The sequence below is a fragment of the Nocardia acididurans genome, assembly GCF_016741815.1.
Taxonomy (GTDB): Bacteria; Actinomycetota; Actinomycetes; order Mycobacteriales; family Mycobacteriaceae; genus Nocardia; species Nocardia acididurans.
Genome location: NZ_JAERRJ010000013.1, coordinates 38,560 through 62,810, shown reverse-complemented (window position 1 = coordinate 62,810; position 24,251 = coordinate 38,560). Strand labels below are relative to the sequence as shown.

The window sequence follows — 24,251 nt, the reverse complement described above, 5'->3', positions numbered from 1 at the left end:
TCCTGTTCCGATATATCGCGCGCGGGGGGACAGGGATTACCGCAGGTGAGTAGCCTCAGTTCCGGGGTGTTGACGGCGAGTCGATCATAGGTTCGAGGGCCGCACCACCATGACCGAGGAGGCGCGTTTACCGCTCTCCTGGAGCAGGGCGATGGCCCGGCCGGCCGAATCCATCGCCGCGTACACGCCTTTGACGCCGACGGGTTCGAGCCAGCGGCCGTTGCGGAGGTCGTCGGCCTGCTTGTCGTCGATCTCGCGGGTCGGGAACGCGGTGCGCGCCGCCTGGTCGATGTCCAGGCTGAGCAGCGGTTCCTCCGCCTCCGCGGCGGCGGTCAGCTGCTCGAGGGTGCGGGCGTGCTCGAGCGTGAAGGGCCCCACCCGGGTTCGCCGCAGCGCGGTGAGATGTCCTCCCACACCGAGCTTTTCGCCGAGGTCGCGGGCCAGGGCGCGGATGTAGGTGCCCGAGGAGCATTCGACCTCGACCTCGAGGTCCACGAATTGCGCTGTGCCGGTGTCGACATCACGGCGGGCCAGCACATCGAAGCGGCTCACGGTGACGGGGCGGGCGGCCAGCTGGACGTCCTCACCGGCGCGGGCGCGCGCGTAGGCGCGCTCACCGTTGACCTTGATGGCGCTGACGGTGGCGGGGACCTGCTGGATGTCGCCGGTCAATTCGGCTACGCCGGAGGCGATCTCGGCGTCGGTGACGTGCCCGGCGGCGGTGGTGGCCACCACCTCGCCCTCGGCGTCGTCGGTGACGGTGGACTGCCCGAGCCGGATGGTGGCGGTGTACGCCTTGGTGGTCAGGGTGAGCAGGCCGAGCATCTTGGTGGCGCGCTCCACGCCGAGCACCAGTACGCCGGTGGCCATCGGGTCGAGGGTGCCGGCGTGCCCGATCTTCTTGGTGCGCAACAGCCTTCGGCTCTTGGCGACCACGTCGTGGCTGGTCCAGCCGCCGTCCTTGTCGACGATCAGCAGTCCGCCGAGGGCGTCGACCACGGGGGTGCGCTTCTCGCTCATCAGGCCTCCACGATCGCGGTCAGAATGAGACCGTCGGCGACGATCCAGCGGCCGTCGAAGGATTTCAGCGGGGAGCCGCCGTCGGTGGTGTTGCCGGGGATCAGCAGTTCGCTGTGGAAGGTGCCGCCGCCACTGCCGCCGGATTCCTCGTCGACGGTGAAGGTGATGTGCGCGTCCTCGAAGCCGAGCCACCGGCCGGTGAGCGGACGCCAGGTCTTGTAGGTGGCCTCCTTGGCACAGAACAGCAGCCGGTCCAGATGCAGTCCGGTGCCGGGCAGCGCCGCGGCCAGCCACTCGCGTTCCGCGGGCAGGCTGACCGAGTCGAGGACGCCGTCGGGCAGTTCCGCGTGCGGTTCGGCGTCGATGCCCACCGATCGGAAGCGGAGTTTGTGGGCCAGCACCGCGGCCTTGTAGCCCTCGGTGTGGGTCAGGCTGCCGACGATACCGCGCGGCCAGACCGGTGCGCCGTCGTCGGCCTTGCCGATGGCGACCGCGGGCTCACCCAGCTGGGCCAGGGCCTGCCGGGCGCAGTAGCGCGCGCCGATGAAATCGCGGCGCCGCTTCTCCACCGCCTTGGTGATGAGGTGCTCCTCGCCGGGGTGTGGTTTCAAGTCCTCCGGGTACGCCAGCAGTTCGGCCGCCGCCACTCCGCTGGGCAAAATCCTGCCGATCAAGCGCGCCGACTCCGTCGCCGCGACCGCCCGCTCCTCGATGACCCGCCTCCTGCTCAATGCCACGAACTGCCGCATCGAGCCTAGCGTGCGCGCCGCCGTAACCGGATTCGGGATCGTCGCTCGCGCTGCGCGCACCGGCCCAGATTGCTAGGATGTTGCCAGCTCGTATTCGCACGTAATCCAGCACTTTCCGCGACGCCGCACGGCGTCGAACCGGGCAGGAGGACGTATATGACAGTCGAGCCGTCGACCGGCCGGACGGGGGTCGCGCCCGCGGAATTCATCGGGCCCACCCGCATCATGGCCACCCTGCGCGTCAACGGTCACGAGCATTTCGCGGTGCTCGAACCACGCACCAGCCTGCTGGACGCGCTGCGCGAGCACCTGCACCTCACCGGCACCAAGAAGGGCTGCGACCAGGGCGGCTGCGGGGCCTGCACGGTATGGGTGGACAACCGGCGGGTGCTGGCCTGCCTCACCCTGGCGATGGCCGCCGAGGGCCGCGAGATCACCACCATCGAGGGCGTCGCCGACGGGGACCAGCTGCACCCCATGCAGCAGGCGTTCCTGGAAGCCGATGGATTCCAGTGCGGGTACTGCACACCCGGGCAGATCATGTCGGCCATCAAATGCGTGGACGAGGGACACGCGGAATCCGACACCGAGACCGCGGAGTGGATGAGCGGCAACATCTGCCGCTGCGCCGCCTACCAGAACATCCGCGAGGCCGTCCGCAACGGACGCGACGCCATGCGCGAGGCGGACGGAGAGCGGCCGTGAAACCTCTCGCCTACGCCCGGCCCACCTCGCTCGAACAGGCGGTCAGCACCGTAACCTCCAGGCCGGACACGGTTTTCCTGGCCGGCGGCACCACGCTCGTGGACATGCTCCGCATCGGGGCCATGGAACCCGCCAATGTCGTCGACATCACCTGGCTGCCGCTCGGCGGCATCGAGCACACCGCCGCGGGCGGGCTGCGCATCGGCGCCCTGGCCAAGATGAGCGAGGTCGCCGCGGAAGCCGGTGTGCGGGAACGGTATCCGTTCCTGTCGGTGGCCCTGTGGAAGGGCGCGTCGGCGCAGCTGCGGAATATGGCGACCATGGGCGGCAACCTCATGCAGAAGGTGCGCTGCGCCTACTTCCGGGAGACCGAAAGGGCGTGCAACAAACGCGATCCCGGAGCCGGATGCGCGGCCATGGACGGAATCCACCGGGGGCACGCGATTCTCGGCACCAGCCCGATGTGCTTCGCCACCCATCCCTCCGATGTGGCGATACCGCTGGTCGCACTGGACGCCACGGTCACCGTGTGGGGTCCGCGCGGCGAACGGACCATCGACTTCGACGACTTCTTCCTGCTGCCGGGCACCACACCGCACCTGGAGCATCCGATCGCCGCGGACGAGCTGATCACCCGGATCGACGTGCCGCCGTTGCCGTTCGCGCGCAACTCGCACTACCTCAAGGTACGGGACCGCGAATCCTACGAATTCGCGCTGACCTCGGCCGCGGTCGCCATGAACGTGGCCGACGGCACCGTCGTGGACGTGCGAATCGGGTTGGGCGGCATCGCCACCAAGCCGTGGCGGGCGCGCACCGCCGAATCCCTGCTGCTCGGGAAATCCGCCACCCCGGCGAATTTCGCCAAGGCGGCGGCCGCCGAACTCGAGGCGGCCGACACCTCGCATCCCATGAACGTCTTCAAAGTCGAACTGGCCCAGCGCACCCTGGTGCGGGCCCTGGAAGCCGTTCGGCCACCGGTGAATCCGCTGGGAGGTGCACGATGACCGCCACCATGTCCGGTCCGCTGGTCGGGCGCGGCTTCGATCGCGTCGACGGACGCGCCAAGGTGACCGGCGCGGCGCACTACACGGCCGAGATACCCCTGCCCGGAGTCGTGCACGCGGTCCTCGTGGGCGCTCGGATCGGGTGCGGCAGTGTGCGATCCGTCGATATCCGGGCCGCACTGAACGCGGGCGCGCTCGCGGTGTTCACGCACGAGAACCTGCCGAAGGTGGCCACGATCCCACCGCAGTTCCCGTCCGCGTACGGCGGGCCCGCGCCGGGGCAGACCTTCTTCCCCATGCAGGACGGCGAGATCCACTACTACGGCCAGCCCATCGCCGTCGTGCTCGCGGACACCTTCGAAATCGCCCAGCACGCCGCCGAACTCGTCACCGCCGACTACAAGCACAAGGACCCGCTGATCCGGCTGGACGACGGCCGCGACGCCCGGTACCAGCCGGAGAAGATCTTCTGCGGGCTGGTTCCGGCCGTGCAGACCCGCGGCGATTTCGAGGCGGCCGCGCGGTCGGCCGCCCATACCTTCGACGCCACTTATCATTTCGCCGCCAACCATCACAATCCCATCGAATGTTCGGCCACCGCGGCGGTGTGGGACGGCGACACCGTCACCATCTACGATTCCACCCAGGGCATAAATGCCACCCAGGCGACCGTGGCCGCCTACCTGGGCATCTCGCCCAGCCATGTGCGCGTCGTATCCCATTACGTGGGAGGCGGATTCGGCGCGAAGGCCATGATGTGGCCGCATGTGACGCTCGCACCCATGATCGCGCGCGAGATCGGGCGGCCGGTGAAGCTCGTGCTCGACCGCGAGCAGATGTTCTACGGCACCGGGTTGCGCGAGGAGCAGGAGCAGCGGGTCACCCTCACCTGCGACGCGGACGGCGGCTTCACCGGGCTGCGGCATCACAAGCTCTCGGTCACTTCACCTTTCGACGACTGGGCGGAACTGTCACTCGGCGTCGCCGGGCAGGCATACGCCATCCCCCACTACGACGGGCAGTATCAGCTCGTCAGCGGCAACATCATGACCCCGACGTTCATGCGCGGGCCGGGTGAGGCCTCCGGCATGGTCGCCCTCGAATGCGCCATCGACGAACTGGCCGAGGAACTGGGCGTCGACCCGATGGAACTGCGGCTGCGCAATCACGCCGCCATCGATCCGGAGAGCGGACATCCCTGGAGCTCGGACGGATACGTGGAGTGCGTGCGCACCGCCGCCGAACGGTTCGGCTGGTCGGCCGAACAGCGGGCGGCCGGAGCACGCCGGGACGGGGACTGGCTCATCGGCTGGGGTATGGGCACGGCGGGCTATCCGGTCTACGCGCCCGGACAGCCACAGCGGGCCCATGCGCGCCTGCTGGCCGACGGGTCACTGGTGGTGCAGGCCGGCACCCAGGACTTCGGGACCGGCGTCGCGACCACCATGGCGCAGGTGGCCGGAGATGCGATGGGACTCGAATTCGACAGTGTCCGAGTCGATATCGGCGATTCCGACTACCCGAATATCGCCGCCGCCGTGGGCTCCATGGGAGCGGGCATGATCAGCGCCGCCGTGCACACCGCGTGCGGTGACCTGCTGGCGCAGGTGATGGAGCTGGCGATCGGCGACAGCGCGTCGCCGCTGCACGGCCGCATCGCCGCCGAACTCGAGGTGCATCAGGGGCGGCTGCGGGTGCGCGCGAATCCCGCTGTCGGGGAGACGTATTCGGCGCTTCTCACCCGGCATCACCTCATCGATATGGAGGCCATCGGCGCCTGGAATCCGCCGGACCAGAACACCCCGTTCGGAAAGATCAGTTTCGGGGCGCAGTTCGCCGAGGTCGCCGTCGATCCGGATCTCGGACTGGTCCGGGTGCGGCGCATGGTCGGCACGTTCGCGCCGGGACGGGTGCTCAATGCGAAACTCGCGCGCAGTCAGGTGCTGGGCGGCATGAACTGGGGTCTGTCCCAGGCGCTCATGGAGGCGACGCTGCCGGATGTGCGTGACGGCAGCTGGGCCAACGCGTCCCTGCTGGAATACCTGCTGCCGGTGAATGCCGACGCACCCGAGGTGGACATCTCCTTCGTGGAGGTCGAGGACAATGTCGTGAATCCCCTGGGCGTCAAGGGACTCGGCGAACTCGGCATGATCGGGGCCGCCGCCGCGGTCATCAACGCCATCCACCACGCCACCGGTGTCCGCGTCCGCGAGATCCCGGTCCGCATCGAACACCTGCTTGACTTCAGGTCGACCTGAAGCCGGAGGCTGGCGGCACACCGGACGAAAGGGATGCCATGACCAGCTTCGACCTCCAGGCCAGCCGCTCCTACGACCGCCGCGCCACCCGCCTGCTCAAGGGCCTCTACCGCCACATCACGGCCGACGTCGACCGGACGGCAACGCGGGGCGCGACAGTCCTCGATATCGGCACCGGCCCCGGAAAACTGCTGACCCACCTCGCCGACCGCCGACCGGACCTGCGGCTGCACGGGGTCGACCTGTCACCGCACATGATCGCGCTCGCCGCCGGGCGCCTGGATCGGCGGGCCGAGCTCGTGGTCGGGGATGTCACCGGACTCCCCTACCCCGCCGCGAGTTTCGATGTGGTGATCTCCAGCCTGAGCATGCACGAATGGCCGGATGTGGCCGCCGCCGCGACCGATATCCGGCGGGTCCTGAGCCCCGGGGGCCTGCTGGCGATCTACGACGCTCTCCAATGCCGAGCCGACGACTTTCGCACCTGCCCGCATTTCCGCGCCCACCTGGCCCACGCGGTGCGTCCGGAGCCGGCCCTCCGGAACAGGTGAGCCCGGCTGTCGCACCAGCAGAGCAGGCCCCTGTTCAGCGGTGGATCGGGCCGTCGAGGGCGGCCAGCGCGCGGCCGGACGCGCCACCGGCCTCCGCGATGATCTGTGCCGCAATGGAAACCGCCGTTTCATCGGGTGTGACGGCATTGAGGTCCAGGCCCACCGGGCTGTGCAACCGGCGCAGTTGGTCCGGGGTGACGCCGGCGGCGGCGAGCCGGGCTACCCGGTCGGTGTGAGTGCGGCGGGAACCCAGAGCTCCGAGGAAGGCGATGTCCGCGATATCCAAAGCTGTTGCGAGCATGGGCACGTCGAATTTGGTGTCGTGGGTGAGCACCAGAACGACGGTGCGCGAATCGATTCGGCCGCGCTCGTGTTCACGCCGCAGGTAGCGGTGCGGCCAGTCCACCACCACGTCGTGCGCCGCGGGGAATCGTGCCGCGGTGGCGAAGGTTTCGCGGGCGTCGACGACCGTGACGCGGTAGCCCAACTGCCGGCCGAGCCTGCTCAGAGCCCGCACGAAATCGTTCGCGCCCGCGAGGATCATTCGCGCGGGCGGGCCGAAGCTCTGCACGAAGGCGCGCGGCGGGAACGCGGTCGGAACGCACTCCTCCGACCCGACCGTCCCGGTCCGGCCCGCGTGCGCCAGACCGAGCGCGTCCCGGCTGATGTCCCTCGGGCCGGACCCGACGGCATCACCGTCCTCGCCGTCCCTGCCACCGGCGACATCGACGGGGCGGGCGGAGCTCGCCTCGAACGAATCAGACTGGCGGGCACCGTGATCGGAGGAATCCAGCGCTCGCTCCGCACCGGAACGCGGACGCTCCAGCCGTGGACGGATCAGCCGCCACTGGGGCGCACCGTCCAGGGTGGTGACCAGGGCCACCGCGCGGCCCTCGGCGAGATCGCTTCGCAGTGCTTCCAGCAGCGGCAATCGCGTCGCGTCCACCCGCTCGAGGAAGACCTCCATCTCGCCGCCGCAGGTGAGCCCGATCGCGATGCCGTCGGGGTCGGCGATGCCGAAGCGCTCGAGTACCGCCTCACCGCCGTCGATCACGTGCGCCGCCGATTCCGCGACAGCCGCTTCGACGCAGCCGCCGGACAGCGATCCGACCACCTCGCCGGTGCCGGTGACGATCATGGCCGCCCCGACCTGTCGCGGGCCCGAGCCGGTGACGCCGACGACGCGCGCGAGTGCGACCGGCCCCTCCCGGACCAGGTCGATCAGCCGAGGCAGCACATCGCGCATACCTTCGATCATCACACCGTCCAGTCCGCTACGCACGGACCCCGGCGGGTGCGGGAGCTGCGATGACGGAATTCCGGGCTGGACTCCGCCGTCAGGGCTCCCCGATCCGGCGGGTCAGGCCAGGCCCCGGCGCTTCTCGGCCTGCTGCCGCATCTGCTGGGCGAGTTGTTCCATTTCGGGGGTGATCTTGAAGTGGCCACCCCAGGCGTTGAGGGTGTCGCCGTAGTCGGGGGTGGGCAGGATTTGGCGCAGCAGTTTGTCGGGGAGGCCGCGGCGCTGCCATTCGCGGGGGTAGCCGAGGGAGACTTCCTCGTGGCGGACGCCGTCGTAGTGGGTGGTGCGCGGAATGTGCAGGTGGCCGTAGACCGAGCACACCGTGTTGTAGGTGACGTGCCAGTCCTCGGTGAGGTCGGTGCCGCACCAGAGGGCGAACTCGGGGTACCACAGCATGTCGGTGGGCTTGCGCAGCAGCGGCCAGTGGTTGATCAGCACCAGCGGGGTCTCGGCGGGCAGGGCGTCCAGGCGGCGCTTGGTGTACTGCACGCGGGCGTGACACCAGGCATCGCGGGTCGCGTACGGCTCGGAGCCGAGCAGGAATTCGTCGGTCGCCACCACATTGCGCTCGCGGGCCAACGCCAGGCCCTGCGCCTTGGTGAGCGTCCCCTCCGGCAGCCATGAGTAGTCGTAGAGCAGGAACATCGGCGCGAGCGTGACCGCGCCGCCGTGCTCCTCCGCGCCCGCACCCGTCCAGACCGGGAACGGATCCTCCGGCGTCACCACATCCAGATCGCGGCAGATCGAGACCAGGTAGTCGTAGCGTGCCGCGCCGTGCATCTGCACGGGATCCTTTGCGGTAGTCCACAACTCGTGATTGCCGGGAACCCAGATGACCTTCGCGAATCGGCTCCGCAGGGTCTGCAGCGCCCACCGGATGTCCTCGGTCTTCTCCCCCACGTCCCCGGCCAGAATCAGCCAATCCTCCGGAGAATCCGCTCGAATGGCCTCCACCACGGGTTTGTTGCCCTGATGCCCGACATGGATGTCGCTCACCGCCATCAGTTTCGGATTCACCCAGCTCCACCTCTCTGTTCACGACCGGTCCACGCACCAACAGCACCGACCCCCACCAGATTCCCACGCCCCCACCCGGCCGATGCGGGCAGGGAGGCGGGGACGGTGTCAGTGGATCCAGTGGATGTGCGAATCCGGCCCGAAAGCGGCTGCGACAGTGAGGGTTCCGGAAGGCTCACGACGGCACGCCGCCACCGCGAGATGACAGGGACGAGGGATATCCGCGAGCACCCGCGCCCCGCCGTCGATCTGATAGCGCGTATTGGTGACCTTCCACCCGCGCGCCTGCGGGTCACCCGGCGCGGCGGGCGGAGCGTCGCCGCGCGCGTAGACCATCACCTCGGTGACACCCGCCGGCCAGTCGAAAACCAGCAGCCCACCCTGCTCGGCCAGCTGCCCGACCGCGGGCATATCGCCGGTCGCCGCGCCTGACGCGGTTCCGGTGGGCGATGCCGAACGACCGGGGGCAGGACTGGTGCCGGGCTGCGCGGAGCGTCCCGCGCCGGTCGCCGCCTCACCGGCGGCAGCGGATCCCCCGACGGGCGGGACTCCCGGGCCGGAACCAGTTCCCGTGGTGTCGCGGCGGCGCGGTGGGCGGGTGTAGTCGATGCGGCCGGTCGACGGCGACGGTGCAGGTGCCGAGGTGCCCGTGCCTCGCGAGGTGGCCGTGCCATCGGCGGTGACGGGTGTCCCGGTGGCGGTCGTCGCGCCCGAGGCGGGAACGACCGCCGGAGCGGGTGGGGCCTGATCGGAGCGGGACATTTCGGAGGTGCGGCCGGAGACGGAGGCGACCACGCCGTAGGTGGGGACGGGGCCGGTGGGTGAGCCGCCGTCCTCGAGGGCCGTGCCCCGGGTGCGGCCGACCACGCGCCAGCTGCCGTCGGGCTGGAGGCGGGTGACGCGGTATTCGGCATCTTCGGTGGGTGACGGGTTCCAGGAGATGACGATGGTGCCGTCGGGTTTGCGGGCGGCGGAGACCTTGCCGGGGGCGTCGACGGGCAGGGCCGCGAGGGCGGCGGTGGCCCCGGCGTGGTCGGCGCAGATGTCGAAAATGGCTCGGAGAGCGCGCATTCGGGCGGCGGCCGGAGCCGCGGGGGCGGAGGCCAGGAGTTGGTCCGCCTTGGCGAGTTCGGCGCGGGCCGTGGTGGCCAGCTGGTCGAGGCCGGGGCCGCGGGGGTCGGGGTTGGGGACGTCGGAGGCGGTGTGCTCGAGGTATTCCAGGTGCTGCAGCGCTTCGACGTAGCGCCGACCCGCGTAGGCGACCCCGGCTTTGCGCCAGCGCAGCGAGGCTTCGAGGAGCACGCGGTCCACCTCGTCCGCCACCGGGCGAAGGGAGGTCATGCCGGTGCTGTCGCCGCCGAGTCTGCGCCTGGCCTCCTGCACGTGCTGGTCGGCCTCGCGGGGCCGCCCGGCGCGCAGGGCGGCGCGGGCCGCCCTGAGCGGTTCCTCCCAAGCACGGGAAGCCGTTGCGCCCCCGGATGTTCCGGTGCCGCCACCGAAAGGCGCGCCGTGGCCGGTGCTCGCGCTGCCACGGCCGACGGTACCGGTCGCCCCGCCGGAGCCGCCATGACCCGTGGATCCGGCGGCGCTGCGGTAGCCGCCCGTGCCGCCGTGGCCGGTGGATCCCGCGCCCGCCGAACTCGGAAGACGAACGGGGGCACCGGAACCCGCGAGGTGTTCGCGGCCTTCGACGGTGGTGCCGAGTTCGTCGGTGAGGCCGATGAGGACCTGTTCGGCGGTGGAGTGGTCGAGACCGGCCGTCATGGCCTCGCCGACGAGGAAGTCGAAATCGGCTGCGACGAGGTGATCTTCGACCAGGACGGCGGCGCGGACCTGGGGACGCAGCAGGTCGGTGACGTCGTCGACGATCGCGCGCAGGTACTCGTCGACCAGGGGGCCGCCGGATTCCAGGAGGTCGCTGATGTGGATGAGGAGTTCGTCGAGGACCACGCGGATGCGGCCGGGCGGGAGTTCGCGGGTGCGGGAGCGCAAAGCCTCGGCGCGCAGGTGGATTTCGCCGGTCTGGTGCGCCTTCGTGAAATCGAGGCCGAGCAGCACCAGCAGGGTCGGGACCGGGTCGCCGGGGAGCAGGCGCTCGTACTCGGCGAGCAGCTTCCGGATCTGTTGCCGCCTACCGGCATCCAGACCGGGAGCGGGGGCCGGAGCCGGAGCCGACGGTTCGTCGATGAGACGGTGCCGACGGATGCGCGCCTGGATCTCCGCGGCGTTCAGGCCGCTCATCCCGCCGATATCCTCGAGACCCGGAATCTTGCCGGTCGGCACGCCGCCGTACCGCGCCACGAGCCGCTCGATGGCGGTGTCGAGCATCTCGTAGCGTTCCGAATCCCGCCGCGCCCGAAGCTGTCGCACCCGATCGGCCTCCACGCGCCGCGAGGCCGCGCGCAGCAGCGGCTCGGACAGCTCGTCGTGCTCGTCCACGAGCAGCCCCACCAGCACCCGATACTTCGGATGATCGCGCTGCTTCTGCCAGAAACCCCAGACCTCGTCGATGCGCTCCTTCACCTGCACATCGGTGAGCCGCTCGGCGTCCTCCAGCGGAATGTCGTACAGCTCGAACGCATCCGAGGTCTCGATGCCGCCGCGGCGTTCCACGGCGGCGAGCACCCGCTTGCGATAGTCGTTGGGATCGAAGGCGTGCATGGCTTTTCGTCTCGGGTTCGGCGTCTCGAAGGGTCAGGCGGGCCGGCGCCGGGTGCGCTGCAACTGGTCCAGCTCGCGCGCCACGTCCGCCTGCGACAGCGTGGCCCCGGTCTGCACCGACAGGGTGAGCGGCATATTCGCGTCCACGTGAAAGGCCGTCACGTGCAGGACACCGTCGAAACCCATCTCGAAGGTCACCCGCACCTCACTGCCCGCCGCGTAGCCGGGCGGGATATCGCGAATCCGCCCCTCCACCAAGACCTTCGTATCCTCGGGCCGGGTGGAGGCCGCCTGCCCCTGCTGTTCGACGATGGTCAGCTCGATCTGATCCTGATCCGCGCGCACCGTGCCGTAGGACCGCCGCACCTTGATCGGCAGGGTCTGATTGCGGTGCACCAGCCAGCTCGCCGCCAGCCCGTTGTAGGTGTCCAGCGCCAGCACACCGAAGCCCCGCGACACCACCGTGTCGACCTGGATCTCGAGCATGCGGCGCACCAGGCTCACCGGCTGCCCGAAGGAGGCCGCCACCCGGGCCAGCGACTGTTCCAGTTCCCGCGGATCGGCTTCGCGCAGATCGGCGCCGTCGCGTAGTCGGCCGCGGGTCACCAGATCGGCGACGATCAGCCGCTCCATCTCGAGCTTCTCGCCGTAGAGCGCCGCACCGCGCGCCACCGACAGATCCGGATCGCGCAGTTCACCGAGGAGGCCGAGTTCGCGCTGCAGTTCGCGCGCCACCATCGGCATCCGCGAGGAGCCGCCGACCAGCAGCAGCCGATCCACCCGGTGCACGCCGCGCGCCCCGGCCGCCGTCAGACATGCCTTGGCGAGATCGATGGTGCGCCGCATGAGCGAGGCCGTCATGGCCTCCATCTCGGTGCGGGTCAGTGTGATCACCGCGCGAGCGCCGTCGTGGGCCACCACGACCTCGGTGCTCTCGGCGTCGCTCAGCTCGCGCTTGGCGCGTTCGGCGGCCAGCACCAGCATCTGCGAACCGGCCGAATCGTCGAGCGGATCCTCGGCATCGGGATTGGCGGCGCAGAACTGCTGGGACAGGTGCAGTGCGATGCGCTCGTCCCAATCCGCGCCGCCGAGTTGGTGATCGCCCTCGACCGAGAGCACGGAGATGCGGCGATCGGCCAGTTCGATGACGGTGGCGTCGAAGGTGCCGCCGCCGAGGTCGTAGACGAGCACCGTCTCCCGTGCGCCGCCCTTGCCGATCTCGATGCTGCCGTCGAGCCGCCCGAAACCGTAGGACAGCGCGGCCGCGATCGGCTCGGACAGCACGCCCGCCACATCGAACCCGGCGTAGGTGCCGGCCTGGATGGTGGCGCGGCGCTCTTCGTCGCCGAAGTAGGCGGGCACCGTGATGACCACCCGCTGGACGGTGCCGCCGCCACCGAATTCGGCGTCGGCGGCGAGGCTCTTCAAGATCAGGGAGGAGACCGCGGGGGCCGACCACCGCTGCCCGTGCGCCGCGAACCGCCACTCCGCATCACCCATACGGCGTTTCACCAGCGAACACACGTGCTCGGGATCCAGCCGCGACTGCCGCCGGGCGCCCTCACCCACCACATGATCGTGCGCGGACGCGAACAGCACCACCGACGGAATAGTCGGTTCGCCGTTCATTCCCACGAGTACTTCCGGGCGGCCGTCCGCGTCGATCCGCGCGATAGCCGAATTCGTTGTGCCCAGGTCGATGCCGAAGACCCCCATAGTCGGCGATCGTATCAGCCGCCACGGACACCCGGGACTATCGTGCGAGCATGACCGAATCAGCCGCAGCGACTGGGCATTCCGAGACCACCGCCGGACAGTTGCCGGACGACGCCGCCGCGCCCGCGACCGCCGCGCCGGCCGAAGTGGCCGAGTCGGCCGCCGAGACGCTCGCGCGGCCCGCCGAACCGACGACGGCCGAGGTCGCCGAGCGCATCGACGACCTGACCCGGATCGTCGCCCGCCAGGCCGCCGCCCTCGAACGGCTCTCCGACGATGCCAGGGCTCGCGCGCAGCGCGAACGGGCGGGCGCGGACGCACCGCTGGTCGTGGAATTGTTCGCGCTCTACGGCGATGCGCTGGCGCTGGCCACGACGGCACAGTCCGACACCGAGCACGCCGCCTTCGAAACCTTCGCCAATCGGGTGGAGCGCCTGCTGACCGGCCGCGGCGGCCAGGTCGTGGTCCCGGCCGCCGGGGTGGTCTTCGACGCCTCGACCATGGAGGCCGCGGATGTGGTCGCCACCGCGGATCCGGCCGACGACCGCACGGTGGATTCGGTGCTGCAGCCCGGCCTCACCATTGCCGACCGGTCGGTGCGCCCGGCCCGGGTCATCGTGCGCCGGCATCGGGCAAACAAGGAGTAATCCTCAACGCTTGCTGATTTAAGCGCCGATGCTTAACCTCTGCGCATGACGTTCTACTCCGCGACCGCGATCGTCACGGGCGCGGCGTCCGGCATCGGACGCGCACTCGTGACCAGACTGCTCGCGCGCGGAGCCACGGTCTACGCCGTCGACCGCGACGCGCACGGCCTCACCGAATCGGTTTCCGGCGCACTCGGTCCGGTGACGACGATCGTCGCCGACGTCTCGGACTCGGAGGCCGTGGCGGCGGTGGTCGACCGGGTCGTCGACGAGCACGGCCGGCTGGATCTCATGTTCAACAATGCCGGCATCGTGGTCGGCGGCGACTTCGCCGATATGACGCCCGACGCGTGGGACAGGATCGTCGGCGTCAACTTCTGGGGCGTCGTCCACGGCACCCAGCACGCCTACGCCCGCATGCGCGCACAGGGCCGCGGGCACATCGTGAACACCGCCAGCAGCGCCGGGGTCATGCCGGTCGCCCGCTCCACCGCCTACGCGGCCACGAAACACGCCGTGGTGGGCCTGAGTACCTCCCTGCGCGCCGAAGCCGCCGGCTACGGCGTCCGTGTGAGTGTCGTCCTGCCCGGCGTCGTCGACACCGGAATCTTCGACAGCGCGGTCAATCTCAACGGATACGACTACCGCACCTCGATCGACACCCTGCCGTTCGCCAAGGTGCGCCCCCTCGACGCCGCCGACGCCATCCTGCACGGGGTGTCGAAGAACAAGCAGTTCATCACATTTCCGGCCTACAACCGGATTCTCATCGGGCTCAACAGAATTCTGCCCGGCGTGATGGCTCCGATCATCAATCGCGGAGGACGCAGATGACCCAGCAGGCCCGGATGATCGATGTCGGCCAACCCATGACGCGATTCGCGCGCGGGTGGCACTGCCTCGGACTGGCCGACACCTTCCGCGACGGAGAACCGCACTCCGTCAACGCTTTCGGCGGCAAACTCGTCGTCTGGTCGGACAGCAAGGGCGAGCTGCACGTACTCGACGGATACTGCCGGCACATGGGCGCGGATCTGAGCTACGGCAGCGTCAAGGACGACAATATCGCCTGTCCGTTCCATGATTGGCGCTGGCGCGGCGACGGGAAATGCGCGGCCATCCCATACGCGCGGCGGGTGCCGCCGCTGGCGCGCACGCGCGCCTGGCTCACCTGCGAGACCAATGGGCAGCTGTTCGTCTGGAACGATCCGGAGGGCAACCCACCGCCGCCGGAGGTCGCCATTCCGGAGATCGAGGGCATCGGCACCGACGAATGGAGCGACTGGAGCTGGAATCAGCTGCTCATCGAAGGCGCGCACTGCCGCGAAATCATCGACAACAACGTCGATATGGCGCACTTCTTCTACATTCACTACGCCTACCCGATCTCGTTCCGGAATGTGTTCGAGGGGCATGTGGCGACGCAGTTCCTGCAGTCCAAGGGACGGCCGGACGTGTACTCCGGATCGAACTATTCCGGGCCGATGACGCTGTTGCGTTCGGAGGCTTCGTATTTCGGGCCGTCCTACATGATCAACTACCTGCACAACGACTTCGGTGAGCACACCGTGGAGGTGGTGCTCATCAACTGCCATTATCCGGTGACCCACAATTCGTTCATGCTGCAGTGGGGTGTCAGCGTGCAGCGCATTCCCGGGCTGCCGCCGGAGAAGGCCGGATCACTGGCCAAGGCCTTCGCCAAGAGTTTCGGGGTGGGATTCCTGCAGGATGTCGAGATCTGGAAACACAAGACGCGCATCGACAATCCACTGCTCACGCAGGAGGACGGGCCGGTGTATCAGCAGCGGCGGTGGTACGAGCAGTTCTACGTCGACGTCGCCGACATCACCCCGGAGATGACCGCGCGCTTCGAATTCGAGGTCGACACCAGCCACGCCAACCGGAACTGGGAGGCCGAGGTGGCGGAGAACCTCGAAAAGCGCGCCGCCGCAGGCGATCAGGCGAGTTAGGCCATCCGGCCGGGCACGTCCGCGCCGACCCGCGCCCACCGGCCGGACAGTGCCCGCCACGACACCGCGATCAAGCGCAGCACCATGAAAGCGACCAGGCCCGACCAGATTCCGGCGATCCCCCAGTCGTAGGCCAGCGACAGCCAGATGGCGGGCAGGAAGCCCAGCAGCGCCGAACCCAGGGTGGCGTTGCGCAGGAACGCGGCGTCGCCCGCACCGAGCAGTACACCGTCGAGGGCGAAGACCACGCCCGCGATCGGGATGATGCCCACGAAGAACCACCACGCCACGTGGGTGCGCTCGAGCACCGCCGGATCATCGGTGAACAGCCGCGGGATCACCGCATATCCGGCCGCGAACGCCGCGGCCAGCAACAGCGCGAACACCGTCGACCACGAGGTGATCCGGCGGGCGAGACCCTGTGCGCCCCTGGCGTTTCCGGCGCCCAGCGCCGCACCCACCAGGGTCTGGGCGGCGATCGCCAGCGAATCCAGGGTCAAGGCCAGGAAGTTCCACAGCTGCAGGACCAGCTGATGCGCCGCCACCGACGCCGCCCCGAACCGCGACGCCACCGCGGCCGCCGATACGAAACACGCTTGGAACGCCAGACTTCGGGCGATCAGATCCCGGCCGAGCACCAGTTGCGCCCGCATGATCGAGGGGTGCGGCGCGAGCGGCACCCCGGCCACGAACAGGGCGCGCAGGAACAACCCGCCGCTGACCAGTTGCCCGGCCACATTGGCCACCGCCGAACCTTCCAGCCCCATCCGCGGCGCGCCCAGCAGGCCGTGCACCAGCACCGGGCACAGCACCGCCGAAAGCGCCAGGCCCGCAATCACATACAGCAGAGGCCGCCGGGTCTGCTGGACGCCACGCATCCAGCCGTTACCCGCCATGGACAGCAGGATCAACGGCACGCCGAGCAGCGCGATCCGCAGCCACGGCAGCGCCTCGCCGGCGATATCGTCCCCGCCCGCAATGGCGCCGGTCACCGGGCCCGCGAAGATCTGGAGCAGCGCGACGATCGCCAACCCGGCACCGATCGCGAGCCAGCTGGCCTGCACGCCCTCCCCCACCGCACCGCGCTCGTCCCCCGCGCCGTGCCGCCGCGACGCCCGCGCCGTCGTCCCGTAGCTGAGGAAGGTCAGCTGGGTGCTCACCTGCGCCAGGATCAGCCCGCCCACCGCGAGCCCCGCCAGCGCGAGCGCGCCCAGGCGGCCCACCACAGCCATATCGAACAGCAGGTAGACGGGTTCGGCGACCAGCACTCCCAGGGTCGGCACCGCGATCCCGAGGATTCGGCGCGGACCCGCGTCGGCCACGTCCTCGGCGCCGGATCGCCCGGTCCGTGTCGCGGTCTCCCGCGCGGCACCGTTGCCGGTCTCCGGCCGCTCCCGCGCTCCCGCCGCCTCGTCACCACTTCGCACTCGCCCACCTTGACACACGCGCCCGACACGCCTCGGCAAGCGACGCGCCGCTCCCGGCGCGCGCACCGGCCCGCCTGCTGATCCGAACGGCCAGTTCGCCGACCATCGGCGAAGAGCTACAGCAGTCCGTGCAGCCGCAGATCCGCGGCGTACTTGGCGATCAGCTCCGGGGACAGATGCGGGATATCGCCCGCCGGGCCGAGACCCGCCTGCTGCACGGCAGCGTGAAACTTCTTGGCGGGCAGGGCCGCACCGCGAATCGGCGGGGCCGGACGGCGGAACGCGTGCAGCAGCGGGAGCAGGGAATTGCGACGCTGCCGGTCGGGCAGGGCGCGCAGCGCGGTGTCGAAACGCGAACGCCACTCCGCGTAGTCGTCGATACGGTCGATGGCGTGACCCTGGTCGATCAGCCAGTCCACGAACTCGTCGAGCGAGACGCCGTCGTCGTGCGGGTTCAGCACATCGAAGGATTCGAAACCGGCGGTGACCCGGACGCCGAGCTCGGTGATGGCGGCGGCGGTGAAATCGGCTGGGAGACCGTCGTAATGGGCGCGCTGCCGATTGCCCGCCGGGTCGGTGGCATAGAACGAGCCGGGCGCGAGGCCGGTCGCCAGCACGCTGAGCAGCAGGCGGGTGAACATGTCCGGCAGGTTGAGCTGACCGGCGAAACCACTGTGCGCCAGGATCATGTCGGAGCGGAAGACCGCCACCGGGAGGCCGCACAGGTCGTGGGCTTCGCGCAGCAGCACCTCGCCCGCCCATTTGCTGTTGCCGTAACCGTTGGCGTACCCGTCGCCGAGACCGCGTTCGGGGCTTGTCTCGCGGATGTCGCCGTCCTCGGTGAACTCGGCGGGATCGATCCCGGCGGCCACCGCGACCGTCGACAGATAACTGATCGGCTTGCGGCGCACGGTGATCGCCAACCTGATCATCTCCGCGGTACCGAGCACATTGGGACCGAACAGCTGCTCGTACGGCAGGACATGGTTCACCAGGGCGGCCGAATGGACTATCAGGTCGACAGTCTCGGCGAGCTCCGACCAATCCGCCTCGCTCAGGCCCAGATTCGGGGCGTCGATGTCACCGGCCAGCACGCGCAGCCGATGCCTCGCCAATTCCTGGAACTCCGCGTGCAGCGCCGGATCCGTGCCGGTGAACGCGGCCTCGAGACGGCGGCGCGCATCCTCGGCATCGGCGCCGCGCACCAGGCAGATCAGGGTGCCGTTCGAATCACGCAGCCGCCGCAGCCATTCCAGGCACAGGAAGCGGCCGAGGTATCCGTTGGCTCCGGTCAGCAGCACGGTGCGCGGCGGCTGCGGGGCCGAGGGCAGCGCCGCGGCGGCGGCCAGGGTGTCCGCATCGAGGAACCGGTCCAGGGTGAGATCGCGGGCGCGCAGCACCCGCCCGTCCCCGTGGATCGCTGCCGACGTCGGCCGCCGGCCGTCCGACTCGCGCGCGGCGACGATGTGCGCGGCGATGGCCGCCAGATCGGTTGCGGGGCCGACGATCACGGCGACCGGCACGTCCACGCCGAGGATCTCGCGCAGCAGCGTCGCATACGACAGAGCCGACAGCGAATCACCGCCCAGGTCGGCGAAGTGCGCGTCCGGCCGCAGATCGGTTGCGGCGCAGCCGAGTACCGCCCGCGCGGCCCGGCTCACCGACTCCAGCACCGGCAGGTCGGCAGCCGCGCGGCGCAGGGCGAGCAGTTCGTCGCCCTGCTGCCGGGCCAGGTCGGCGTAGAGCTGTTCCAGCCGGGCGCCGTAGCGGGCGGTCAGGTTGGGCCGCAGCAGTTTTCCGATTCCCGACAGCAGGCCGTCGTCCACCGTGAACGGTTCGGTCTCGATCAGGAAATCACGAGGCAGTTCATAGGATTCGAGGCCGGCATCGCGGGCGATGCGCCGCAGGGAATCCGTCAGTGCCGCTTTCAGTTCCACGGGATCCATCCCCGCGGCGCTCGCCACCGGGACGATCACCGCGAGCAGGTAGGCCCGCTCGCCCGATCCGTGCACGAAGATCTGCCGGATCAGCTCGCTGGTTCCGAAGACCGCCTCCAGCTTGGCCACCGTCACGAATTCACCCTGCGACAGCTTGAGCACATTGTTGCGGCGATCCACGTACACCAGGTGATCCGGCTCCAGTTCGGCCACCACATCACCGGTGCGATAGAACCCGTCCGCGTCGAACATCTCCGCCGTGATCTCGGGCCGCCTGTAGTAGCCCGGGAACATGGTCGTGGTCTTCAGCAGCAATTCCCCACGCGGATAAGGCTTGTCGGTGCGGAAGTATCCGAGCTCCGGCACATCGGCCAGCCGGTATTCGAGCACCGGTGGGCGGCGCACCCGATTGTCCATGAGCACCCCGCCGCCCGCCTCGGTGGAGCCGTAGCCGTCGTGCAGCTCCACCTCCAGCGCGGATTCCACGAACGCCTTCATCTCCGCCGAGAGCGGGGCGCTGGCGCACAGCGCCGTGAGGTACCGGCCGCCGAAAAGACCATCCCGCAGTTCGGCTTCCACCGCCGCCGTGGCCCGCTCGCGGTCCTCCCCCGCGACCACACGGCGGTCCACCTCGCTCAGCTGCCGCTGGAACACCATCTCGCACACGCGCGGCACGAACACCAGCTCGGTGGGCCGCACCAGCGCGAAGTCCTCGAACAGCGTGGACATATCGCTGCCGCCCGCGAAGTACGCCGTCCCGCCCCGCACCAGCGTCCCGTACAGGGTGAGCCGGCCGGCCACATGGCTGAGCGGCATGTAGTTGAGAGTGATTGCGGGAACCCGGATCCCGACCGCCGCCAGCCAGAAGGCCGCCGCCAGCCGATCGGTGTACATCGCGCCCTTGGGCGTCCCGGTGCTCCCCGAGGTGTAGACGAGCAGCGCCAGCGCATCCTCGGTGGGCACGTACACCGGCGGCTCCGGCAAGGCCCGCCCACGCTCCAGCACCTCCCCCAGCGTCTCCACCACCACCCCGGTCCCCGCCAGCCGCTGCCGCGCGGATTCCAGTGCGGCTCTGTGCGAGTCGACCTCCGGATGGAAATCGAACACCAGCACGCGGTCGGGCATGAACCCGTCGAGCACCGCCGTCACCGCGGGATCCAGCAGCTCCAGACCGGTGGCCAGCACCCGGGGCTCGGTCTCGGCGATGATCGAAACCCACTGCGCCACACCGGCACTGTGCTGCAGCGGCACCGCCACGGCGCCAACGCGCGCGCACGCCAGATCGACGGTCACATAGTCCGGGCTGGAAAAGCCCAGGGTGCACACGAACTCCCCCGGAGACACCGCACCGCGCCGCGCGCGGTCCGCCGGTTCGTCCCCTCCCGCGAGCGGGTCGCCGAGGTCGGCCCACACCGCGGCCAGCGCACTCACCCGTGACCGCAGCGCACCGTAGGTCATCGTCTCGAACTCGGGCAGCAGCCGACGCACCCTGCCGCCCGCACCGTCCATCGCCGTCTCCGCCGCGTGCCAGGCCAGCGCCGGCCGCTCCGCGTACCCGGTCAGGACGGTGTCCACGATCTGCCCGAGCCGCAACCCCGGCCGCCGCACCGCCTCGGCCACAGCGGGTTCGGACAGTGTCGCCCGCACCTGCTCCTCGGCCAGAGCGGCCGCAATCCGCCGTTCACGCCCCACAGTCCGCGATTCCCGCACCACGACCGGCCTTCCTGGACCGATATCGCCCGTGACAGCCGAACCCACCTGCCACCCGGCCACACTGCCCAATTAACTTACCTATGCCAACTATCTCAAGGTCGACCTCGAACCACCCCGCTGTCAAGAGATCTCCGGCCACCCGCCCCGCCGCAGCACGCGGACCACCCACCACTAGGCTCGACGTTCGATCGGCAACAGGCCAGCTCGGGAGGGGTGAGAGCGTGCCCGCTACAGCGGACGACGCCACAGCGACCAGTGACGCGACAGACTCAGCGGAGCCCGCACGGGCTCCACGTCGACGGGTGCCGACAGCGGGGGCGCTCGGCGCCGGGCTGGTCGCGGGCGGCATGCTCCTCGCGGCCTACAGCCGCTGGTACGCCGAATCACGGCCGCTCGACGGCGCGTCGATGCGGACGAAGGGCTGGCTCACCGACCGCCCGTCCGTCGATCTGTCCGCCCTGCCGGAGACGCTCGCCACCGCCGCCCTGGTGGCCGGTGCGCTCCTGCTGATCGTCTGTGCCGCGGTGCTCCTGGCGGCACCCCACGGCAGCTACCGGGACTGGGGACCGATCGTCGGATTGGTCGGCGCGGGCGGTCTTCTCACCTTCCCGTACCTGGCGGTGAAATATCGGCTGCCCTGGGCCTGGGACGAGTTGCGCACCGACCACCCCTGGTTCGCGGCCCTGCCCGCGGCCATCGCCGCAGGCGTCCTCGTGACGCTCGGCGGCGTGCTGGTACTCCGGCTCGCCGGGGAGCCTTCGGCTTTCGCCCGCATCCCCCGGCGCACGGCCACCGTGGCGGTTGTCGCCGGACTGGTCGTCTCGGGCGCGGTCGCCGTCGGCACCGAGTACCTGGGGGACGATCGGCGCAACCTCGACCATGTCACCGCGGCGCGGGTCGCCGTACCCGCGGTACCGGATCGTCTCGGCGTAGAGCAGTATCGACTATCGGTCCCGGCGACCGGCCGGGCCGGAGGACAAACCTTCTTCGGCGACTTCACCACGGCGGGAACCGGATTCGTCGTCAGCTCCGTGGCAGGGATCACCGCCTACGACGGCGCCACCGGCGCACCGACCTGGCACTACCTGCGGCGGACCGGCGACGACGGCAGGCCGATCGGCGGCGGCTACATCGAACGGTCGCTGACATCCATCGACGGCGGCAGCGTGATCCTCGCGCAGTGGCGGCGCGCCGGATGGATCGCCTTCGATGCCGTCACCGGCGAAATCCTCTGGCGGAATTCGGATTTCGGCATCGACGCGGGCGCCTACGAGCAGCTGGGAACGCAGTCGCTCGACGGCGCCGCGCTGGTCCTCGATTGGCGGGATCAGTTGCGCGGCTACGACCCGCGCACCGGCGCGCTGGCATGGACCGCCGAGCCCGCAGTCGAGTGCGCCGCGCATCAGCCGCACCGGGTGCGGCCCGTGGTCACGGCCACCACCGTCTACACCTTCGACTGGTGCGGATACAGTGCCGAACCATCCGCTGCGATAACAGCTTTGGACGCCCGCACCGGGGCCGTCGTGGCACGGCGTGAGATTCCCCGGGCAGCGGAGACCAGCACGGCGAGATTCTCCGCCGACCTGAAGCCGCTGCGCACCGGTGTCGCGATCGAATGGAATCTGCCCACCCCCACCATGCTCGTCATCGGCGCACCCGGAGAGCTCGCCACCGCCCCGCCGATCGAGTGGGTCGACAGCTATGGTGCCGTCGACCCGCAGACCACGGATGCGGTTGCGCGCGAATGGGTTCGGGGAGCCGGTGCCCGCGATGTCGTGGTGAATCGAACCACGGGCGTGGCGAAGTACGAGCTCCCCGACCTGCCGAGCACCCTGGCCTACACCGACATCGCCCTCCTGGGCACGCAGATCGTGCAGGTGGCATCGAACGACACGGTCGCATCAGGGGACGGCCGAGACGAGATCCGGGCGTGGAGTCGCACGGACGGCGCGCCGTCGCAGCCACAGCCGCTCCTGGAGACGGCCGGGTACTGCCGGACCAGTGGACTCGTCCCGGCTCCCGGTGTGATCCTCGGCTACTGCGACGACGGGCAGGAGCTCGAGCTGATCGGCTTCCGCCCAGCCGGCTAGCGGCCGGCCCCGAACCTTCGGCGGGAGCTGCGGCCGGAGCGCACCGCGCTCAGGTCAGCAGCCCCTTCCCGACTGTCGTGTCGCGGCGGAAGCGGCGGCGGCCCGGCGACGTTTCCGCGGAGTGCTCCGGATCGTGCGTGCTCAGCGGGCCGCGCAGGCGTTCCTTCTCACGGCGGGTGAGCTCGTCGAGAAGCTGCAGCTGGGAGGCGGCGCGCAGGGGGTCGCTGGCGGCGGCGCGCAGGGCTTCGTCCTGCTGGATGAGGCCGGCGGCGACCAGGCCGTCGACCGGGTTGACGCCGTAGGCGCGGGCGAAGTCGATGACGGTTTCGGCGACGGGCGGATCACTTTCCCGCAGGTGGCGGCCTACCCGGTTGTTGCCGATGCCCATACGCGCCGCGATCGCGCGCTCACTGTCACCGCCGGCCACCCGGTCCCGCCACGCCAGGAACCGTTCCATCCGCTCACTCACACTGAAAGTGTTCCAGATGCGGGACACAGGTGGGCGCCGGGCGCGGGGGCCGTGCCGTGACGTGCCGGGACACAGGATCGTTCCGCATGCGCCGATCGGATTCAGCGCGGAGCCATGCGGATCGCGCCGTCGAGACGGATCACCTCGCCGTTCAGCATGGGGTTGGCCACGATATGCGCGACCAGGTCGGCGAATTCGGCGGGGTCGCCCAGCCGGCGAGGATGCGGGACCTGCTCCTCCAGGGATTCGCGCGCCTGCTGTGGGAGGGCGGCCAGCAGCGGGGTGTCGAACATGCCGGGGGCGACGGTGACCACACGGATCAGATGTTCGGCGAGATCGCGGGCCAGCGGCAGGGTCATACCGGCGATGGCGGCCTTCGACGCCGAATAGGCGGCTTGCCCGATCTGCCCGTCGAATGCGGCCACCGAGGCCGTATTGACGATGACGCCGCGTTCACCGCCGAGCGCTTCCGTGCGCGCCATGCGCTGTGCGCCCAGCCGCAGCACATTGAACGATCCGATCAGGTTCACATCCACTACCACCTGGAAGGCGTGCAGCGGAACCACCTTGTCGCCATTGAGGATTCGGCCCGGCAGCCCGATGCCCGCGCAGTTCACCACCGCGCGCAGGGCGCCCAGCGAATCGGCGAGATCGAACGCCGCGGCCACCTCGTCCTCCTCGGTGACATCGGCGGGCGCGAACACCGCGCTGTCACCGAGTTCCGCGGCGACCTCCGCACCGTCGGAGTCCGCCAAATCCAGCAGCACCACCTTCGCACCATCGGCGAGCAGGCGGCGTGCCGTAGCGAGGCCCAGCCCCGAGGCGGCGCCGGTGACGAGGGCGACATGGTCGCGAATCTGCATGAGGGCTGCGTCCTTCCGATAGTTCACGGCAGCGCCCTCCATGTCAGCAAGCCCCCGGCGAACCGGCAACGTGCACTCTCACAAAGCCGACGGGCACTGTGTCCAACCCGACCGCTCCGGCAAAGGCCGGCGAGCACCCCCGGGCCGGGAC

General features: G+C 69.9%; 18 protein-coding genes. 8 read left to right on the top strand and 10 right to left on the bottom strand.

Translation table 11 applies throughout. The features are described 5' to 3' along the window. Nucleotides 1-84: 84 nt before the first annotated feature. Nucleotides 85-1,020 carry a tRNA pseudouridine(55) synthase TruB gene (truB, locus tag JK358_RS30580; protein WP_201954553.1) on the bottom strand — a complete coding sequence of 312 codons (936 nt, stop codon included), beginning with the start codon at nt 1,018-1,020 and terminating at the stop codon, nt 85-87. Then, complete coding sequence (gene npt / locus JK358_RS30575; RefSeq protein WP_232852202.1) at nt 1,020-1,694, bottom strand: 4'-phosphopantetheinyl transferase Npt; 675 nt, start codon at nt 1,692-1,694, stop codon at nt 1,020-1,022. Before npt ends, truB begins: the two co-directional genes overlap by 1 nt. A 231-nt stretch (nt 1,695-1,925) precedes the next feature. On the opposite strand from npt, the gene JK358_RS30570 reads away from it, so the two are divergent. Genes JK358_RS30570 through JK358_RS30555 form a run of 4 tightly spaced genes read left to right on the top strand, consistent with a single transcriptional unit; the run spans nt 1,926 to nt 6,290 of the window. Beyond that, a complete protein-coding gene (locus tag JK358_RS30570; protein ID WP_372440759.1) occupies nt 1,926-2,474 on the top strand; it encodes a (2Fe-2S)-binding protein in 549 nt (182 codons plus the stop codon). Further along, nucleotides 2,471-3,481, top strand: coding sequence for an FAD binding domain-containing protein (locus JK358_RS30565; RefSeq protein WP_201954550.1), 1,011 nt, complete (start codon nt 2,471-2,473; stop codon nt 3,479-3,481). Before JK358_RS30570 ends, JK358_RS30565 begins: the two co-directional genes overlap by 4 nt. After that, entirely contained in the window at nt 3,478-5,739 is a 2,262-nt protein-coding gene (locus tag JK358_RS30560) for a xanthine dehydrogenase family protein molybdopterin-binding subunit (protein ID WP_201954548.1), read from the top strand. The genes JK358_RS30565 and JK358_RS30560 overlap by 4 nt, the downstream gene beginning before the upstream one ends. 38 nt (nt 5,740-5,777) lie before the next feature. After that, the gene (locus tag JK358_RS30555) at nt 5,778-6,290 is read left to right on the top strand and encodes a class I SAM-dependent methyltransferase (RefSeq protein WP_201954546.1); all 513 of its coding nucleotides are present in this window, start codon (nt 5,778-5,780) and stop codon (nt 6,288-6,290) included. Nucleotides 6,291-6,324: 34 nt separating this feature from the next. On the opposite strand, the gene JK358_RS40490 is transcribed toward JK358_RS30555, so the two are convergent. The 4 genes from JK358_RS40490 to JK358_RS30535 form a co-directional block, all read right to left on the bottom strand. Then, nucleotides 6,325-7,536, bottom strand: coding sequence for an XdhC family protein (locus tag JK358_RS40490; protein WP_201954543.1), 1,212 nt, complete (start codon nt 7,534-7,536; stop codon nt 6,325-6,327). 114 nt (nt 7,537-7,650) lie between these two features. Continuing rightward, entirely contained in the window at nt 7,651-8,592 is a 942-nt protein-coding gene (locus JK358_RS30545) for a metallophosphoesterase family protein (RefSeq protein WP_232852200.1), read from the bottom strand. A 123-nt stretch (nt 8,593-8,715) separates the two neighbouring features. Continuing rightward, nucleotides 8,716-11,268: a SaeA-related protein gene (locus JK358_RS30540; protein WP_201954540.1), complete on the bottom strand. Its 2,553-nt coding sequence runs from the start codon at nt 11,266-11,268 to the stop codon at nt 8,716-8,718. Between the two features lie 33 nt (nt 11,269-11,301). Then, on the bottom strand, nt 11,302-12,984 hold the full coding sequence (locus JK358_RS30535) for an Hsp70 family protein (RefSeq protein WP_201954538.1): 1,683 nt from the start codon (nt 12,982-12,984) through the stop codon (nt 11,302-11,304). A 50-nt stretch (nt 12,985-13,034) separates the two neighbouring features. Between JK358_RS30535 and grpE the strand changes: the two genes are divergently transcribed. The 3 genes from grpE to JK358_RS30520 are packed head-to-tail and all read left to right on the top strand — an operon-like array spanning nt 13,035 to nt 15,601. After that, the gene (gene grpE / locus JK358_RS30530; protein WP_201954536.1) at nt 13,035-13,631 is read left to right on the top strand and encodes a nucleotide exchange factor GrpE; all 597 of its coding nucleotides are present in this window, start codon (nt 13,035-13,037) and stop codon (nt 13,629-13,631) included. A 45-nt stretch (nt 13,632-13,676) separates the two neighbouring features. Beyond that, nucleotides 13,677-14,465, top strand: coding sequence for an SDR family NAD(P)-dependent oxidoreductase (locus JK358_RS30525; RefSeq protein ID WP_201954534.1), 789 nt, complete (start codon nt 13,677-13,679; stop codon nt 14,463-14,465). Continuing rightward, nucleotides 14,462-15,601 carry a 3-ketosteroid-9-alpha-monooxygenase, oxygenase component gene (locus JK358_RS30520; protein ID WP_201954533.1) on the top strand — a complete coding sequence of 380 codons (1,140 nt, stop codon included), beginning with the start codon at nt 14,462-14,464 and terminating at the stop codon, nt 15,599-15,601. Before JK358_RS30525 ends, JK358_RS30520 begins: the two co-directional genes overlap by 4 nt. On the opposite strand, the gene JK358_RS30515 is transcribed toward JK358_RS30520, so the two are convergent. After that, complete coding sequence (locus JK358_RS30515; RefSeq protein WP_201954851.1) at nt 15,598-16,923, bottom strand: MATE family efflux transporter; 1,326 nt, start codon at nt 16,921-16,923, stop codon at nt 15,598-15,600. The genes JK358_RS30520 and JK358_RS30515 overlap by 4 nt on opposite strands. A gap of 221 nt (nt 16,924-17,144) precedes the next feature. Beyond that, entirely contained in the window at nt 17,145-20,675 is a 3,531-nt protein-coding gene (car, locus tag JK358_RS30510) for a carboxylic acid reductase (protein WP_201954850.1), read from the bottom strand. 305 nt (nt 20,676-20,980) lie between these two features. Between car and JK358_RS30505 the strand changes: the two genes are divergently transcribed. Then, nucleotides 20,981-22,768, top strand: a complete 1,788-nt coding sequence (locus tag JK358_RS30505) for an outer membrane protein assembly factor BamB family protein (RefSeq protein ID WP_201954530.1) — start codon at nt 20,981-20,983, stop codon at nt 22,766-22,768. A 49-nt stretch (nt 22,769-22,817) separates the two neighbouring features. On the opposite strand, the gene JK358_RS30500 is transcribed toward JK358_RS30505, so the two are convergent. Both JK358_RS30500 and JK358_RS30495 read right to left on the bottom strand, forming a co-directional pair. Then, nucleotides 22,818-23,237 (bottom strand): hypothetical protein, encoded by a 420-nt coding sequence (locus JK358_RS30500; RefSeq protein ID WP_201954528.1) that lies wholly within the window; start codon nt 23,235-23,237, stop codon nt 22,818-22,820. A 101-nt stretch (nt 23,238-23,338) separates the two neighbouring features. Next, the gene (locus tag JK358_RS30495) at nt 23,339-24,100 is read right to left on the bottom strand and encodes a 3-hydroxyacyl-CoA dehydrogenase (RefSeq protein WP_201954849.1); all 762 of its coding nucleotides are present in this window, start codon (nt 24,098-24,100) and stop codon (nt 23,339-23,341) included. Nucleotides 24,101-24,251 lie beyond the last annotated feature (151 nt).

What these genes read in the sequence shown, in the direction of transcription:
- truB (WP_201954553.1), bottom strand. Translation starts at nt 1,020, where the DNA reads ATGAGCGAGAAGCGCACCCCCGTGGTCGACGCCCTCGGCGGACTGCTG.
- JK358_RS30570 (WP_372440759.1), top strand. Translation starts at nt 1,926, where the DNA reads ATGACAGTCGAGCCGTCGACCGGCCGGACGGGGGTCGCGCCCGCGGAA.
- JK358_RS30560 (WP_201954548.1), top strand. Translation starts at nt 3,478, where the DNA reads ATGACCGCCACCATGTCCGGTCCGCTGGTCGGGCGCGGCTTCGATCGC.
- JK358_RS30555 (WP_201954546.1), top strand. Translation starts at nt 5,778, where the DNA reads ATGACCAGCTTCGACCTCCAGGCCAGCCGCTCCTACGACCGCCGCGCC.
- JK358_RS40490 (WP_201954543.1), bottom strand. Translation starts at nt 7,536, where the DNA reads ATGCGCGATGTGCTGCCTCGGCTGATCGACCTGGTCCGGGAGGGGCCG.
- JK358_RS30545 (WP_232852200.1), bottom strand. Translation starts at nt 8,592, where the DNA reads ATGGCGGTGAGCGACATCCATGTCGGGCATCAGGGCAACAAACCCGTG.
- JK358_RS30540 (WP_201954540.1), bottom strand. Translation starts at nt 11,268, where the DNA reads ATGCACGCCTTCGATCCCAACGACTATCGCAAGCGGGTGCTCGCCGCC.
- JK358_RS30535 (WP_201954538.1), bottom strand. Translation starts at nt 12,984, where the DNA reads ATGGGGGTCTTCGGCATCGACCTGGGCACAACGAATTCGGCTATCGCG.
- grpE (WP_201954536.1), top strand. Translation starts at nt 13,035, where the DNA reads ATGACCGAATCAGCCGCAGCGACTGGGCATTCCGAGACCACCGCCGGA.
- JK358_RS30525 (WP_201954534.1), top strand. Translation starts at nt 13,677, where the DNA reads ATGACGTTCTACTCCGCGACCGCGATCGTCACGGGCGCGGCGTCCGGC.
- JK358_RS30520 (WP_201954533.1), top strand. Translation starts at nt 14,462, where the DNA reads ATGACCCAGCAGGCCCGGATGATCGATGTCGGCCAACCCATGACGCGA.
- JK358_RS30495 (WP_201954849.1), bottom strand. Translation starts at nt 24,100, where the DNA reads ATGCAGATTCGCGACCATGTCGCCCTCGTCACCGGCGCCGCCTCGGGG.